Genomic DNA, 16686 nt, shown 5'->3' on the forward strand with positions numbered 1-16686 from the left:
GTTTAACGGGTATAGTCCGGCGGCCGGTCTCCGGCTGTGGCGGCCTCGGACGGTTCGATCGAAACCGTCACCGGATCCAATTCTGGCTCGCCATCAAGGGGCCCTTCCATCACCGGGGCGATCGCCCGGGGTCGGCGGCTCAGCCAGGCTGCTGGCCAGGTGACCCACTCATGCATCAACACATAGAGGCAGGGGATCAAGAATAGGGTGAGCAACGTGGCCAGGGACAACCCCGAAAACACCACAATCCCCAAGGGTTGCAGAAATTCTCCCCCGGCTCCCATCCCTAGGGCCATGGGCAACATTCCCAAAACCGTGGTGATCGTGGTCATCAGGATCGGGCGGAGTCGCTGGGGTGCGGCCTGGACGATCGCGGCTTTGCGGGTGAGTTGGTATTGTTCACGCAGTTGGTTCGCCAACTCCACCATGATGATGGCGTTGTTCACCACAATCCCCACCAGCAGCACCGCACCCACCACCACCGTGGCCCCGATCGCCGTTTGCGTCCAATAGAGACCCAGAATCCCGCCGGCCACGGCCAGGGGAATCGCAAACATGATCACCAGCGGGTCAATTAGGGAGTTATATTGCACCGCCATCACCACAAACACCAGGAAGGCCGCCAAACCACCCAACAGGGGCAAGGCTCCTTGGATTTGGCGATTGCTTTCGGCGGCGGGACTGGGCAACCGGGTTACCCCCGCAGGCAACTCCAGCTTGCTGAGGATTTGATCCACTTCCGCGAGGGCATCGCTGAGGCTGGCTCCGGGATTCAGGTTCCCGGCCACCAAAAACACCGATCGCTGATTAATTCGCTGAATTTCGCTGGGGGCTTGGGCGTTGTCGAGGCTGGCCACTTCGCCCAAGCGCACGAGCCGATCGGCCCCGGCAAACAGGGGAATTTCTAGCAGTTGGGAGGGATTGCTGATGGCGGCGCGATCAAGCCGCACGCGCACATCAACCAACCGGTTCCCCCGCTGCAATTGGGTGGGCACGGAACCTTGGATCGCCGTTTCGATCGCCTGGCCAATGTCGGTAATGTCCAGATCGAGATCGGCCAAACGGGCGGGATCCGGGCGAATTTGCACCTCCGGCTGCGGGCGATCGCCGTCGGGTCGAAAGGCCGCCAGCGTGGCCTGCTCATCGAGGGCCGTCAGCACCTGCCGCCCGGCCCGCGCCAGGGCCGCCGGATCGTTCCCTTGCAAAATCACATCCAACTCCGCCCCCCGCACGGGCGAGTTATTCAAAATCAAGCCCCGCACTTCCCCGGGACGCAACCGCAGACGAATATCCACCAAATTCAGCTTCCGGAGTTGCCCATTCACCCGCTCCACATAGGCTTCCACATCGGCACCCGGTTTCAGGGTGATGGTGCTGGTGCTGCGCAGGGGGTTTTCGTTGGTGTTGCTGCCAAAGAGGGATCCCCCGATCGTGGTGAAGGCGTATTCCGTTTCTGGCTGTTGGCGCAGAATTTGGTCAACCCGTTCCATCACCTGGCGATTGGTTTCCAGGGTGGTGCTGGGTGGAAAGATGGCCACCAATTGCGCTTGGCCCGTGGCAATGCGCGGCAGGATTTCTTGGGGAATGTAACCAATCACCGACAGGCTGCTAACCGTGAGGGCCGTGGCGATGACCAACACCACCAACAGCCGCACCCGCATTAGCCCGCCTAGCAGCCGGCCATAGTTGACCATCACCCCATCCATCCAGCGATCGAACGCCCGCAGGGGCCACCAACGGCCCACCCCGCTCGACCAACGCACCGCCAGCAACCGCGCCGCCATGGACGGCACCACCGTGGCCGCCACCAAAATCGAGGCCGCCACCGCAAAGCTGATGGTCAAAATCAGTTCATTAAACAGCAGGGCAATGAACCCGCCGATGAACAAAAAGGGCAACACGGCCACCAGGTTGGTGCTTGTGGAAGCCAACAGGGCCGACTCCACCGCTTGGCTGCTGGCGATCGCCCGATCGACCACTTCCGCTGGCTCCACCTCTCGGCCATTGGTGCGGGTTCCTTCCACGATCGCTTCCATCATCACGATCGAGTTATCGACCACAATCCCCACCCCGAGGGCCAAACCCCCCAAGCTGAAAACATTGATCGTCAGGCCCCAAAACCGCATCAAAATCACCGCCGCCAAGGTGGCCAGCGGAATCGAGATCGACACAATCAGGGTTTGGCGCAGGGATCCCAAAAAGATAAAGACCGCAAAGGCCGCCAGCCCCGTCCCCATCAAGCCCGAGGACATCACGTTGGAGACGGCATTTTGAATGAACACCGACTCGTCCAAGGTGGGCAACAGGGTCACATCCCCCGGAATTGTGCCATTGGCCGCCAGTTCCTGAAGCCGCTGTTTGACGGCGGCCACCACGGCGATCGAGTTGGCATCGGGCTGCTTTTGCACACTCAGCTTCACCGACGGCTGACCATTCAGGCGCACTTCCACCCGTTGCTCCGCCGTGCCATCCACCACCGTGGCAAAGTCGCTGAGGGTCACCGTTTGGGTGGGGGCGCTGCCGTTGCCATTCCGCACCACAAAGGGCAATTGGGCTAACTCGGCCGCACTGCGAAACCGGCCCGTGGCCCGAGTCAGGGGTTCCCCATCGGGGGCATAAATCCGGCCGCCGGAAATATCTTGGTTGCGATCGCTCAAGCCATCCAACACCGTTTGCAGATCTAGCCCGATCGCCTGGAGCCGTTGCAGATCCAGCGTGATTCGCACTTCCTCTTCCACCCCGCCGGACACATCCACCGAGGCCACCCCATCCACCACATTCAGCTCGCGCGAGAGTTCTTCATCGGCAAACACCCGCAACTGGGCAGGGGATTGGGTGGGCGAGGTCACCGCCAGCTCATACACCGGCAACTGAGAGGGGTCAAACTTGAACAGCCGCGCATTTTCCACCGCATCCGGCAGCCGGCCCCGGGCCCGGTTAAAGGCCGCCGTTGCATCATTCAGGGCCTGGTCTAGGTTGCCGCCCGGCTGGAAATATAAATCCAGGCTGATGCTGCCCTCTCGCGTTTGGGAATAAACCTGCACCACGCCTTCGGTGGCTGACAGGGCCTCCTCCAGGGGACGGGTGATTTCATCGATCGCCACTTCCGGCGACACGCCCGGCGCATCGGCCCGCAGGCCAATCCGGGGATAGGTGATGGAGGGCAGCAAGTCCACTTGCATGGTGCTGACAAAAAAGCCCCCGAGGACGATCGCCGCCACCGCCAACATCAAGGTGGCAATGTGACGACGGATCGATAGGGCGCTGAGACTAAAGCCCGTGGGCCGCGAATCAAACATTTGCCTTACCTCGCGGGTTCAGAAATTGCACTCAGTCGCACCCGATCGCCCGCAGCCAGGGGGCCGCTACTGCGCAGGACGTAGCGATCGCCCGGTTGCAGACCCGAGAGCACTTGCACCTGGCCATCAAACCGGGATCCCAACTGCACCAACCTGGGCGCAACGGTTACGGCTTCTCCTTCCCCCTGCACCACAAACACCGTGCCTTGGGTGAGAGCAGGCGCATTGGCGGCGGGTTGCCCAGTTCCGGCAGAACGTCCCCCGCGACCACTTGCCCCACCGGGAGCGCGATCGGTCATATCGGCCACCGCCAAGGCCCGCTCGGGAATGGTGACCCGAGCGGCGGCCGCCTGGGCAAAGCTCACCCGAGCCAATAGACCACTCCCCAAGCGCCCGTCGGGGTTGGGAAGAGTGATTTCTACGGGCACTTGCCGAGCCACCGCATCGCCCAAGGGAGAAATGGCCGTGACCCGCCCGGTAAATTCTTGACCCGGCAAGGCATCCAGCCGCACCCGGGCCCCTTGCCCCAGCCGAACGCCCGCCAGGGATCGATCGGACAGACGCACCAGAATTTTGAGTTGGCTGAAGTCGCCAATGCGAATAATTTCGCTGCCCGGTTGGGCCAGGCTGCCGGGTTCCAACAGCTTGGCCAACACAAGACCGCTGAGGGGCGATCGCACCAGTGCAAAATCTTGGCGTTGGCGAGCCTGATCGGCGATTGCCTGTTGGGCGGCCACCCTGCGCCGGGCCACGGCCACGGTCTGTTGGCGGGTTTTCACCTGTTGTCGGGCAGCCTGGAGAGCTTTGGCGGCGGTTCCCACGGCCGTGCGGGCGTTTTCCACGTTTTGCTCCGCGATCGCCCCTTCCCGAAACAGGCGCTCTAGGCGATCGAGATCAGACTTAGCCTGTTGCAATTGCAATTCTGCTTCGCCAACGCGGGCCTGAGCTTCGCCAATTTGGGCTTGGTTGCTGGCCACTTCCAACTCCCGGGCGGAAACCTCCGCTTGGGCTTCCACAGCCTCGGAGGTCAGCAACCGCGCATCCACCCGCGCCAACAGTTGCCCTTGGCGCACCGCTTGGCCCACATCCGATCGCATATCCAGCACGTAGCCTTCCACCCGCGATCGCACGGCCACTTCCCGAACGGGCTGAGTCGTCCCGCTATAGTCCTGGGTGGTTTGCTGAGTGGCGGTTTTGGCCAAGGCCACGTCCACCGAAGGCGGCCCCGCGCGATCGGCGGCTCCCGGCGGGGCCGGTTGGGCATCGCTGGGGGGAATGGCGTTTTGGCAACCGCTGGCCAACAGGGCCAAGCCACAGAGGCCACTGAGCCACCGCCGACGAATCGATCGTGGGCCAAATTGCCGTTGCCCCCGCGTCACGGGCATGAAACCGAGCCTGACGCGGGGATTCGTTTCAGAATCGGTTGCAAACCCAAGCTTTGCCGAGGGGCCAGGGCGGTCACCACAGGGACCCGATCGAAACCGCCTTTGGGGCGATCGATCCAAGCCGATCGGCAACCCAAGGGACACCGTTGGAGGAACTGAAGGGTTATTCATGGGTCGATCAGTTGATGGGAGCAGTTAAAGCTGTGGAGCAGTTCTGCCGGAGCCGATCGCCCCGCAAGACTCGATGGCTCGTGCCATTGGCTAGTCGGACTGGCGCGATCGGCGGGAGGATTAATTTCGTAATGGTTCTTTACAGAAGCAGTGCTACCTTAGCGCACCTGATCCCAATTCCGCCGAAAAAGAATTTGGTCGATTGGGTTGACGAATCCAAACTTTTAGGCGATTATTGACTTCGCTGAACGGGGCTATAGCTCAGTTGGTAGAGCACTTCAATGGCATTGAAGGGGTCAGCGGTTCGAATCCGCTTAGCTCCATCCCGTTCCCCAAGGAACAGCAAACTAACAATAAACTTAAAAATAAACCCAAACGGTTGAAGAGATCCCTGAAAATTTAGGGAAAATCTGAAGCCTCAGTCCTGGATATTCAAAGCGAGATATTCAAACCCGAATATTCAAGCTCGAATATTCAAACCTGAACATTCAGACTCAATATCCTGATCAACAGCGACTTCCCATGGCGATCGAGATTGAGCGGAAATTTCTGGTGCGATCGAACCGTTGGCGCGATCTTGTCCAGCCGGGCAAACGCTACCAACAGGGCTATCTGTGGTCAGATCCCTTACGCACCGTGCGGGCACGCATTGCGGGCGATCGGGCATTTCTAACCATCAAAGGCCAAACCGACGGCCTGGCACGATCGGAATACGAATACGAAATTCCCGTCATTGATGCCACGGAAATGTTGGCGACGCTCTGTGTTTCGCCCCCGATCGACAAAATTCGCTATCGGTTGCCTTGTGCGGAAGGTTGCTGGGAAATCGATGAATTTTTTGGCAGCAATGCGGGACTGATCGTGGCAGAAATTGAACTCGATCGCCCCGATCAACCGGTGCAGTTACCAGACTGGATTGGTGAAGAAGTGTCTCACGATCCCCGCTATCGTAATTCTGCCTTAGCCGATCGCCCCTTCAGCACTTGGTAATTTTTAAGGCAGATTGGTAGCTTTCCAGGCAACGTTTTCAAGCAATTGTTGAATTACTCGATGGACAATACCGAGTTCAGTCGAAACAATAGGTCAAAAATTAGGTAAAAAATGGGCAAACTAGTCAACCTGGCGATCGCTCTGATTGTGGCCACAGGAACGATCGGAATCGCCCTCATCTCCGTCCAAAACGCCACCCTTGTTTCCGTGCAGTGGTTTGGATCTCGCACCGTGCAAATGCCATTTGGTTTCCTGTTGGCCACGGGCTTTGGGGCGGGCGTGGTGGCGGCGGGCCTGTTTCCCCTGTTGCCCAGCGGTCGATCGAGTCAGCGACGTTAACGCAAGCTTGGGCCGCAATTCAGCCCAAAGGACACGAGCACCCAAACAAAAGATGCGCCACGCGGGAAATAGATCTATACAATAGGCGGGCGAAACCTTGCCCCATCCCACCCCCCGATCGCCCTGTGCTGACCATCGCCATTCCCAAAGGCTCCCTCCTGGCCGATAGCGTGCAATTGCTAGCCGCTGCGGGCCTAGACTTCAGCGTCCTGCTCGACAAAAGCAACCGCCAACTACAAGTGACCGACCCCACCGGTACGGCGCGGGCCATGCTGGTGCGCAATGGTGATGTGCCGGTTTATGTGGAATGTGGCCAAGCGCAGTTGGGCATTGTGGGCTACGACGTGCTGCGGGAAAAAGCGCCCAACGTTGCCAACGTGCTGGATTTGGGCTTTGGGGGCTGTCGCATGTCGGTGGCAGTCCAGGCGGATGGGCCCTATCAACGGGCGATCGACCTGCCGGCCCATAGCCGCATCGCTTCCAAATTTGTGCGCTGTGCCCGCGAATATTTCCAATCGTTGGATCTACCGGTGGAGATTGTGCCCCTTTACGGCTCCGTGGAATTGGGGCCGATCACGGGCATGTCTGAGGCGATCGTGGACTTGGTGGCCACGGGGCGCACCCTCAAGGAGAACGGCTTGGTGGAAATTGAGGTGTTGTTTGAAAGCACAGCCCGACTCATTGTCCACCCGGTCAGCTACCGCCTAAACACCTACAACGTGGGGGGCTATTTGGACGCGCTGCGATCGGCCCTGGCTCAGGCGGCCTAGGGCCCGTCGTCAAATTACCTGAAACCCTGATTCCACCCTGGGCAGGTCGTGGGGGACAAGGGGCTGAGGGCATGTCGTCGTTGAGCACGAAACCCTAGATCTGTCGTTGGCGGATCGTGGGGGACAAGGGGCTGAGGGCATGTCGTCGTTGAGCACGAAACCCTAGATCTGTCGTTGGCGGATCGTGGGGGACAAGGGGCTTAAGCCCCTTGTTACGACGATTAGGGCACGGAAGATCAGCCGTTTTGACTTGATGACAACAGGCCCTCGTCCAGGCGGAGTCAGCCATTTTAGGGTTGGTTATTTTGGGTTACTTCAGAACTGGTTATTTCAGTTGGTTATTTCAGTGGTTCAGTAATTTTGATAATAAATTTGACCGTCGGGCATGGTGGCGTTGGTCAAGTTTGCGCCGTTGAGGTTTGCACTGCTCATTTCCGCCCGATTTAACAGCACCTTGGTCATGTTGGCATCTCGCAAGTTGGTGCGCGTCAAGAACGAATCCACCAAATCCGCCTGGGACAGGTTCGATCGGGTCATATCCGCCCGGCGCAAATCAGCCCGAGTTAAGCGCGCATAGGAAAAATCCGACTGCAACATCTTGGCGTGGGCAAATTTAGCATCCGCAAACAGCGCCATCTGACACACACTGCCGTTGAGATTACATTCATTGAAAATGGTTCGCTCAGCCCGCACACTCGTGAGATTTGCCTGAAGCAGTGTGGCCCGCTCCAAGTTGCTGTCGCTGAGGGCCGCATTACACAAAATGGCCCCGCTCAGGTTGGCTTCCATCAAGTTCACCCCGCGCAGAACGGTTTCCCGCAAATTGGCCCCCGTCAAATTCGCACGGGTCAGATCCGCCCCAGACAAATCCGCCCCTTGCAGATCTGCAAAGCTTAAATCGGCTCCCCGGAGGTTGGCCCCTTGATAGACCCGCTTTTCTTCGCGCAGATTGGCCCCCCGCAGGCAGGCCCCTCGGGCATTGATGCCGCTGAGGTTGGCGTTGCGCAAGTCCGCCTCCACCAGGTTGGCATCGGTCAAAATCGACAGGGAAAGATTCACATTGCGCAGGTCGGCCGCTTCCAGCCGGGCCCCGTGCAAGTCCGCATCCCGCAAGTTCGCCGCACTCAGGTTGGCGCGATCGAGGTTGGCCCCGCTCAGTTTGATGTGGGTTAAGTTGGCCCCTCGCAGCACCGCCCGATTGAGATAAGACAAAATCAAATTGGCGTGGCTGAGGTCGGCTCCGGTGAAATTCACACCCACGAGATCCGCGCGAATCAGTTTGCAGCCGCTCAGGTTGAGGCCACTGAAGTTGGTCTCACCTGCTTTGTAGCGTTGCAAGATGGCTTGTGCGTCCATGGGTCTGTTGGGCTTCCAGGAAAGAAGACAGGGAATGTGGCAGGCCGCGCGCGGAGCTGGGCCAAGGGCGATCGCTCAGGTCAGCCTCAGTGTGCCTAGGGATGCGATCGGGTAAAGACATTTTCGATCGCAAACATCGATCGTTCTGTCTCATCGTCCTCATCCTCAGCTTCCATGGGTAAGCCAGAGCTAAGTTGCGTTTTTTCCGCCGCCTCGCCAAACATTTCAAAGCCCGGAAAACGTCCCGTTGCGCCAAAGGATTCTTGGGCCAGGGGTTTCGGTTCCGGATCCGCTGAATAGATGGCTCGATCGAGCACGCGAATCATTGACTCCGCAGCCTGGGCATATTCTTCCACTTCCGGGAAGCGATTCACCGTGCTTTGCAAGCGTTCTTCCAAATCATCCAGGGTTGGACAAGCTTCGCAAAGCCGATACAACAGGCGATCGAGCAATTCCGACTTAATAGAAGCCCAAGTATAGGCATTAAAACTGGTTTGGGGATCCAGCGTGAAAAAGCTGAGAATTTTCACCCGCAACGGGTTTGTAGCCCGCAATAATTCAAATCGCACCGCAAACCAATCGTAGGCCGCCAAATTCATCACCGGCCGATTGGTCATGGTGTCCTGGGATGGATCCCGAGCCACAATCGCCGGTTCTGCACTGTGGCTGGGGCCTTGGAAAGACAGCACCGTCCGCTCGTCTCCAGACTCCACCGGCAAACGCGGTTCCGTGCTGGTGAGGGTGGCTTCCCCGTCCGGATCATGACAAAGATTCCCCAATCGCTGGCTAATGCGACTGGCAATTACCCCATACACCTGAGGCTTATTCAGGTGAGCTGCTGCTCGGTTTAACCGAGTCGTTAGATGATTCATCGTGGGCGATAAGGATTGCAGCCGTTGCAGCAACCGCCCCGTATCGAGCAGGGCAATTTTCTGGTTATCGCCTTCCCAGTGCCCCGTACAGGCCAACAGCAGCAGTTTTTTAATGCGAACAATTTCTGGGTCGCGTTCTAACTCCCGTGCGAGGTCTTGGAGGATGGAGGGAATATCGCTCATAGGGCCAAGGGGTCAAAACGCGAGAGTCCAGGGAGAGGAAATCGGGCTGCACCCAAATTGAGTCGATCGCAGTCGAACCAGGGCGATAGCGGGAGCTTACCAGTCGCTTTTGGCAGCATCAGCATCATCCAGGGCAATGAGCGCAACAGTCCGTCGATTACCGCCAATCATGCAGATCTTCTCCATTACATCAGGAATTAGACAACAAACGCTGTGCTCTTGCAGACTGTTCAGAGCACAGGGAGGCTGTTCGGGAGAAGTGGCATGGTCAAGGGTCACTTTGAGTATGCCTTACCCTGGCGAGATCGATCCACCAATATCGATCTCGCACGCGGTTTTCCAATCTTGTTTTTTAGTCAGTAACCGTGCTCCTGTCCAGTGATTTACCATTTGTGAAGCCACCAGCCCGTCCTACACTAGATTTAGGACAATTAGGGCAGTAGGGTAATCGATCCAATTCATTACCAAAATCGAGCTTCAGGCTTTTTTATCTTGTTTTGAAAGATGTTTTTGACTGTTTTTCAAGCATTGAATGGGTTATTGATTTGTTGATTAATCAAAGATCAAGAAAATGACGGGGTAACCCAGTTTGATTGAATCACTTTTTCGAGAATCGGGAAATTAGGATCATGAAAATTCAGAACTTACGGAAATTGACATTTGTTTGGTCGATTCCAATGCGCCAATAATGGCAACCTTATTTGCTAAGACGCAACTGGGGTTCAAAACAGCCAAACGAGCGATCGGGCGATCGATCCTGATATCGATCCTGATGCCATTGCTGATTGCTGGGCTGTGGCTGACGGGAATTGGGTGCGCCCCGGCTTGGGCAGCGCCGGCCAGGGCCTTAAGTCAGCAAGCACCCGGCTGTTACCCAGCCCCGGCCAGAGTCCCCCAGGCTTGTAAAGTTTTTTGATAAGCTCTAGAGGGACATTGCCTTCCCCACTGTCGCTTCGATCGCTAACACCACCTGCTAACACCATGAACGTTTTTGCCGACCTGCTGCCCAAGTCCAAGCCTGCCGACTCGCAAACGGGCCCGCGCATTCAAAAAAATCGCCGGGGTATTGAAATTAAATCGAAGCGCGAGATCGAGATCATGCGGCAGGCTTCGGCGATCGTGGCAACGGTGCTGAAGGAAATTCTGGAGTTGGCAGAACCGGGCATGACCACGGCCGACCTCGATCGCCATGCGGAAAAGCGAATTCGTGAACTGGGAGCCGTGCCCAGCTTCAAGGGCTATCACGGTTTCCCAGCTTCCATTTGCGCCTCCATTAATAATGAAGTGGTGCATGGAATTCCCAACTCGAAAAAGACGATCCAAAGTGGCGACCTTGTGAAGGTAGACACGGGAGCCTATTTCAACGGGTTCCATGGCGATTCCTGTGTGACGGTGCGGGTGGGGCAGGTCTCTCCGGAGGCCGATCGCCTGGCACGGGTGGCGGAAGAGTCCCTGATGGCGGGAATTTATCAGGTGAAGCCGGGGGCAACGCTGCTGGACATTGCCGGGGCGATCGAGGACGTGGTGAAGGCCAATGGCTACTCGGTGGTGGAAGATTTCACCGGTCACGGCGTGGGGCGCAATCTGCACGAAGAACCGGCGGTGTTTAATTTCCGAACCCGTGAGCTGCCGAATGTGCGGCTGCGGGCGGGGATGACCCTGGCGATCGAGCCGATTTTGAATGCGGGTTCCAAGAAAACCAAGATTTTGAGTGACAAGTGGACGGCCGTAACGGTCGATCGCTCCTGGTCAGCCCAATGGGAGCATACGGTGCTGGTGACGGAGGATGGCTTTGAAATTTTGACCGATCGCACTAAGGTTTAAATCGCGCCAAGAGCTTTACACCAGAGTCGAGGGCTTGCCGTCAAATTGCCTGAAACCCTAATTCCACCGTTAGCGGATCGTGGGCAGCAAGGGGCTTAAGCTCCTTGTTACGGCACTGGGGGGATGTCGCCTGAAACCCTGATTCCACCGTTAGCGGATCGTGGGCAGCAAGGGGCTTAAGCTCCTTGTTACGGCACTGGGGGGATGTCGCCTGAAACCCTAATTCCACCGTTAGCGGATCGTGGGCAGCAAGGGGCTTAAGCCCCTTGTTAGGGCGCTGGAGGCATGGTGAATCAGCCGTTTTCACCTGATTTCAAGCAATGACGGCAGACCCTCAAGACACCCTCGATTCAGCAGCCGGCCTTGAAGTTGCAATTTTAAAGTTTCGGGCTTGAATGCTGGGATTCAGTCTCGGCGACTGCTCAATAACCGAGCAAAGGTTGGGAAACCCAAGCCCTTAGGTAGGCCGATCGATTGCCCATGAATCGCAATCGATCGGCCTTTTTATATTTTCTAGCGAATGAGCGGGCGATCGTAATTGCTCAGGCCTTGAGGCCCATTCCGCTAGCCAATCAGGGCGGCCCAAACTTGTGGCCCCACAATGCCATCCACCGTCAGGCGGTTTTGGGTTTGGAAACGGCGCACCGCCTCCAGGGTTCCGGGGCCATAGATGCCATCGATCGCCACGCCCACCCGAAATTGCAAGTAGCGCACGGCGGGGCCGGAGCTTTGGTTGGGCCGCAAAATCGGCTTGGCCAAAATTTGCCGAATGTTCACCCAGGTGCGATCGCCCGCCACTCCATCCGTTACCAAACCCAAAATCGCCTGCAATCGCTGGGTGGCCGATGTGGTGGACGGGCCAACGAACCCATCTTCAGCTAGGCGCTGGTTGTTGCGATCTAAAATTCGGAGCCGGTTCAAGGTGCGCTGCAATTCCAAGACCTGGGCGCTGGACTGCGCCGGGGTTGGCGTTGGGGTGGCTTCGGGCTTGGGTAATTGTCCCGTTAATCCCTTCACGATCGCGTTAGCCATCTTTTCGGGATCAAACAAATCCATATCCCGACGAGAATCGCAAAAACAGCATTCCACCAAAATGGCCGGTGCAGACGTGTTGCGAATCACGTATAAATGCGCGCCATTTTTGACCCCACGGCTGTTGAACCCCAGGGCTACAATTTCACGCAGCACGGGAGCCGCCAACCGTTCGCCCGTGGTGCTGGCCGCAAAAACTTCCGTACCATTCACCACCGTGTTGAAGGAGTTGAAGTGAATCGACACAAACGCATCAACCCGGTTGAGATTCGCCACGTTACAGCGCTGCCAAAGGGAGTTGGTGACGCTGGAGGCGCTACGGGGGGTGCAATTGACCACCGTGTGTCCCAAGGCTCGCAGCTTGTTAATCACCCTTGTGCCAACGGCGATAGTTAGCTCGTCTTCAAACCGGATGCCGCGCGCCCCAGTGTCGGGAGGGGCGTTGTGGCCCATGTCGATTCCATATTTCATGATTTGGTTAATGCCTCGCTGAGTCCCGGGGAAGCTGATTGGGAAATGGTCGCCACGGCTCGATCGACTCGATCCGAGTCCAGATCCAAACCCAGAATCCATCCAGTCCCGATCGATCCTGACCGATCCCGATCCATCCCGATCGATCCAAGGCCGAGCGCCGCAAGTCCCGCCCCCATTTAAGCGCAGGGCCGGAAGATTGCCCAAGCGCCTGAGACCACTGGCGCAAGTTAATGAACTGTTGATGAGTGATAAGGGCTGAGGGATTGGCTTGATCGCGCATTGGAGCCGCTGCCCGATCGCCCCCTAGGCTTAATCGCCCGTCAATGTCTTTAGACTTTCGAGGGTGGACAAAATATTGCGCGGATCCATGAACATCACCTTGCTGCTGTTGCTGCTGCCGATCGCCTGGCCCGTCGCCAAATAGCTTTGGGCGATCAGAAATTGCAGGGCCTCCGCCGCTTTGGGATCTTGCTGAAGTGACTGGGCCACAATTTTCAGGGCCTGCGCCGTAGCCTGGGCTTGCAGCACCTGTCGCTCTTGGTCAGCCCGGGCCTTCAGGACGATCGCCTGACGTTCCCCCTCCGCCGCCAAAATTGCCGCCTTTTGCCGAGCTTCCGCCTCCAGCACTTGGGCCTCCGCTTGGCCACGGGCGGAGTTCACCGCCGATTCCCGCTCCCCTTCCGAGGTGAGAATGGCCGCCCGTTTGCGTCGCTCGGCGGACATTTGCAGTTCCATCGATTCCTGCACGGCCTTGGAGGGGATGATGTCGCGCAGTTCCACCCGGGTCACCTTCACACCCCAAGGATCCGTGGCAATGTCCAAATCCTGAAGCAGAACTTCGTTCACCCGTTCCCGGGCCGTAAAGGTTTCATCCAGTTCCAACTTGCCCATTTCCGATCGAATCTGGGTCAACACCAAATTCGTCATGGCCATTTGCAGATTTTCAACCTTATAAAAAGATTTTTCGAGATCCACCACTCGCCAATAGACCACGGCATCGGCCGTAATGCTCACATTGTCCCGGGTGATGCATTGCTGGGGCGGAATATCAATCACCCGCTCCCGCAAGGTTTGCCGATAGGCCACACGCTCCAGCACGGGAATCACGTAGTTAATACCCGGTTCCAGGCGTTTTCCCTTGTATTTTCCCAACTGCTCCACCAAGGCTTCATCACCCTGGTTGATGATTTTGATGCCCGAGAGGGCTGTGCCGCCCAGGGCGAGGGCAAGGATCAAGAAAGTGCTCATTTATGCCTCTGTTTCTAGGTTGTCTGGCCAATGCTCGATCGGTAGCACCCACAGGGTTGTTCCCTGGCGGCCAACGATATACACAGGGGTTTGCGGGGCGATCGCCTGGCTGGTGTCTTGGCAACGGGCGGCCCAGGATTGTCCTTCATAGAGGACGCGGCCGGGTTGGCCGGGGGCAATTGCGGTGAGGGTTTGCCCCTCGATCGCGTCCCAATGTTGCTTCGGGGCGGGGCGATCGAGCCATTGCCGGGCCGCCCGAATCATCACCACCGACAACCCCAACCACAGCCCCACTTGCAGGGGCGCACTGGGCAACACCACCGACACCAGAGCCACCACCAGCGCACTGACTCCCATCACCGCCGCCACAAAGGCCGTGGGCACAAACAGTTCTGCTAAACACAACCCTGCACCGAGCAGGATCCAAAGGGTGGTTAAGGACATAGGAACCGGCTGTTCAGAAGGGAGGGGTGGCAAGAGCCGACCGGTCTGAGGCCATTCTAGCTTTCGGGTTTTGGGCTGTCCTGTTGATGGGGCCCGTTGATTCGTTTCCGGTGAACGGTGAACACTGTTGAATCGATGAAGTAATCCAGTTGATTCAACTTGATCCATCAATGGGATCCGTGGATCGGCGGGATCCGGAAGATTCCAGGGATACAATCGAGCGGTATCCGCTACTGTGCTTGCCAGCCATGAACGGACTTGAGCCGCCCATCTACTGCGTAAATCCAAATTGTGCCCAACCTCGCAATGCGATCGGGCGGGAGCGCTGTAGCGAGTGTCAAACACCGCTGCTCTATCGCTACCTGTGGGCCGTGGGAGAAGTGGCGGCAGCGATTCCGGTGGGCAGCATGGTGGCCGGGCGCTATTACGTGCAAGCGCCGTCTGTGTGGCTGGAGACGGAACCGGCCCGATCGCCCGATGTGCCGCCCCAACTGCCCGATCGATCCCTGCCCTATCTGCGGCTCCATCGCTGGGCCCGCCACGTGCCTCAGTTTTATGGTCTTTGCCTAATGGGTGATCAGTCACCCGATACAATCCTGCTGGAAAACGCGCCCCTGAACGATCAGGGTCAACCCTACCCGAGCATTAATGAAGCTTGGGGTGGGGCCCGAAATCTGCGGCGGCTCCATTGGTTGCGACAACTGTTAGACCTATGGCCCGCCCTGGCGGCGGAAGGCGTGACCGCCAGCCTGCTTTCGTTACAAAACGTGCGGATTCAGGGGGGGCGTTTGTGGCTGCGGGAGTTGATGGCCGATGAGGCCGATCGGGAAGGGAATTTTCGGCGGTTGGGGGATTTGTGGTTTGCTTGGCTAACCGGTTGGTTGCCACAGGTCTCGACGGAAACCGATGCCCTGCTGGGAGTGCGGCTTCAGGATTGGTGTACCCAAATTCGCCAAGGCGCGTTGAATGCGGCCGGAGCGGCCAGCCTGCTCGATCGCCTGATCCAAGAAACCCAAGCTCAATACGATTTGACGGTGACCGCAGCGGGCCTCACGGATCCGGGTCGCCAGCGATCGAACAACGAAGACACCTGCTATCCCGACACCTTTTCGCCCTTGCCGCCCGTGGGGGCGATTGATCCCGGCGTGGCGATTGTTTGCGATGGGTTGGGTGGGCGCGAACGGGGCGAAGTGGCCAGCCAAATGGCCATGCAGTCATTGCAATTGCAGGCCCAAGCTCTGATTTCTGAGGCGATTACAAGCGGCGAATCGATCGAAGCCCCGATCGCCACGGAACAGATTCGGGCCATGCTGCGGGTAGCCAACAATCTGATTGCCACCCAAAACGACAGTCAAGGCCGGGAAGCCCGCCAGCGGATGGCCACCACCACCGCCCTGGCGATCGCCCTGCCCCAACCCCTGCGGCCCCCCTTCGTGGAACAAGCCACCATTGCCCGCGATCTCTACATTGCTCACGTGGGCGACTGTCGAGCCTATTGGATTTCCATGGGCGGCTGCATTCCCTTGACGGTGGATGACGACCTGGCGGGCCGCGAGGCAGAAACCGGTTTCCGTGCCTATCGCGAAGCCCTGAACCAACCCAATGGCAGCGCGATCGCCCAAGCCCTGGGAGCCAAGGAAGCAGAGAATTTGCACCCCCATGTTCAACGCTGGATTGTGGATGAGGATGGGCTGCTGTTGCTTTGTTCCGATGGGTTCAGCGATCGGGGTTGGGTGGAACAAACCTGGCGGGAATACGGATTGGGGATTGTGACCGGCACGCGATCGCTCAACGAGACCCTCAAAGCCTGGGTGGCCGCCGCCGTCGCCACCAATGGCAGCGACAACACCACCGCCGTGGCCCTGCTTTGTCGTCTCAGTCCCCTGAACGTGGGCATTCCCGATCCCTGGACTGCGGCCCCCGAAGCCGTGGCCCTGGCTCCGGCCACCTGGGAATCGGAAATGTCCGAAGCGTCCCAAGCCCTGTTGCAAACCACCAGCCGTCCTCCCCGTTCCCAGCGTCGCCGCCGATCGCACCCGGGCCTGAGCAAACCCCAGTGGATGGGTCTGGGCGCGATCGCCTTGGTCATTTTGGGGGTGATCGCCCTGGCCATCGCCCTGCGTCCCTCCGGGGGCGATCGACCCGATCCCAACCGTACACCCTCCTCCCCCAGCCGCCCCACACAGCCGGGCAAGCCTGCGCCCAGCACCACCACCGAAGAACTACCCGTTCCCGGCCCCTAGTCAGTGAATTTTTTGATGGCTAGTTATTGATCTCTTAATCACCCGTTTCCGCTGCG

12 protein-coding genes and 1 tRNA gene are annotated in these 16686 nt (G+C 58.3%); 6 read left to right on the forward strand and 7 right to left on the reverse strand.

The features are described from left to right. Positions 1 to 2 precede the first annotated feature (2 nt). Positions 3 to 3299: an efflux RND transporter permease subunit gene (locus tag AC2IAX_RS07550; RefSeq protein WP_494390007.1), complete on the reverse strand. Its 3297-nt coding sequence runs from the start codon at positions 3297 to 3299 to the stop codon at positions 3 to 5. Positions 3300 to 3304: 5 nt separating this feature from the next. After that, positions 3305 to 4855 carry an efflux RND transporter periplasmic adaptor subunit gene (locus tag AC2IAX_RS07555; protein WP_494390008.1) on the reverse strand — a complete coding sequence of 517 codons (1551 nt, stop codon included), beginning with the start codon at positions 4853 to 4855 and terminating at the stop codon, positions 3305 to 3307. Between the two features lie 250 nt (positions 4856 to 5105). Between AC2IAX_RS07555 and AC2IAX_RS07560 the strand changes: the two genes are divergently transcribed. From AC2IAX_RS07560 to hisG, 4 genes are all read left to right on the forward strand, one after another. Then, a tRNA-Ala gene (locus tag AC2IAX_RS07560) sits at positions 5106 to 5178 on the forward strand. Positions 5179 to 5377: 199 nt separating this feature from the next. Then, positions 5378 to 5845 carry a CYTH domain-containing protein gene (locus AC2IAX_RS07565; RefSeq protein ID WP_494390009.1) on the forward strand — a complete coding sequence of 156 codons (468 nt, stop codon included), beginning with the start codon at positions 5378 to 5380 and terminating at the stop codon, positions 5843 to 5845. Positions 5846 to 5956: 111 nt separating this feature from the next. Then, a complete protein-coding gene (locus AC2IAX_RS07570; RefSeq protein ID WP_494390010.1) occupies positions 5957 to 6184 on the forward strand; it encodes a DUF1049 domain-containing protein in 228 nt (75 codons plus the stop codon). A 125-nt stretch (positions 6185 to 6309) separates the two neighbouring features. Further along, positions 6310 to 6954, forward strand: coding sequence for an ATP phosphoribosyltransferase (gene hisG, locus AC2IAX_RS07575; protein ID WP_494390011.1), 645 nt, complete (start codon positions 6310 to 6312; stop codon positions 6952 to 6954). A gap of 351 nt (positions 6955 to 7305) precedes the next feature. On the opposite strand, the gene AC2IAX_RS07580 is transcribed toward hisG, so the two are convergent. Together AC2IAX_RS07580 and AC2IAX_RS07585 are read right to left on the reverse strand one after the other, a co-directional pair. Beyond that, positions 7306 to 8310 carry a pentapeptide repeat-containing protein gene (locus AC2IAX_RS07580; RefSeq protein WP_099535257.1) on the reverse strand — a complete coding sequence of 335 codons (1005 nt, stop codon included), beginning with the start codon at positions 8308 to 8310 and terminating at the stop codon, positions 7306 to 7308. A 95-nt stretch (positions 8311 to 8405) separates the two neighbouring features. Further along, a complete protein-coding gene (locus tag AC2IAX_RS07585) occupies positions 8406 to 9365 on the reverse strand; it encodes a histone H3 family protein (protein WP_494390012.1) in 960 nt (319 codons plus the stop codon). Positions 9366 to 10346: 981 nt separating this feature from the next. Here AC2IAX_RS07585 and map point away from each other — a divergent pair. Then, positions 10347 to 11189 carry a type I methionyl aminopeptidase gene (gene map / locus AC2IAX_RS07590; RefSeq protein WP_494390013.1) on the forward strand — a complete coding sequence of 281 codons (843 nt, stop codon included), beginning with the start codon at positions 10347 to 10349 and terminating at the stop codon, positions 11187 to 11189. Between the two features lie 564 nt (positions 11190 to 11753). On the opposite strand, the gene AC2IAX_RS07595 is transcribed toward map, so the two are convergent. From AC2IAX_RS07595 to AC2IAX_RS07605, 3 genes are all read right to left on the reverse strand, one after another. Then, a complete protein-coding gene (locus tag AC2IAX_RS07595; protein ID WP_494390014.1) occupies positions 11754 to 12692 on the reverse strand; it encodes an N-acetylmuramoyl-L-alanine amidase in 939 nt (312 codons plus the stop codon). A 312-nt stretch (positions 12693 to 13004) separates the two neighbouring features. Then, positions 13005 to 13943, reverse strand: a complete 939-nt coding sequence (locus AC2IAX_RS07600) for an SPFH domain-containing protein (RefSeq protein WP_199291484.1) — start codon at positions 13941 to 13943, stop codon at positions 13005 to 13007. After that, positions 13944 to 14387: an NfeD family protein gene (locus AC2IAX_RS07605; RefSeq protein ID WP_494390015.1), complete on the reverse strand. Its 444-nt coding sequence runs from the start codon at positions 14385 to 14387 to the stop codon at positions 13944 to 13946. 248 nt (positions 14388 to 14635) lie between these two features. On the opposite strand from AC2IAX_RS07605, the gene AC2IAX_RS07610 reads away from it, so the two are divergent. After that, positions 14636 to 16630, forward strand: a complete 1995-nt coding sequence (locus AC2IAX_RS07610) for a PP2C family protein-serine/threonine phosphatase (protein WP_494390016.1) — start codon at positions 14636 to 14638, stop codon at positions 16628 to 16630. Positions 16631 to 16686: the final 56 nt, after the last annotated feature.

It is taken from the genome of Limnothrix sp. HT2024, from assembly GCF_059138625.1.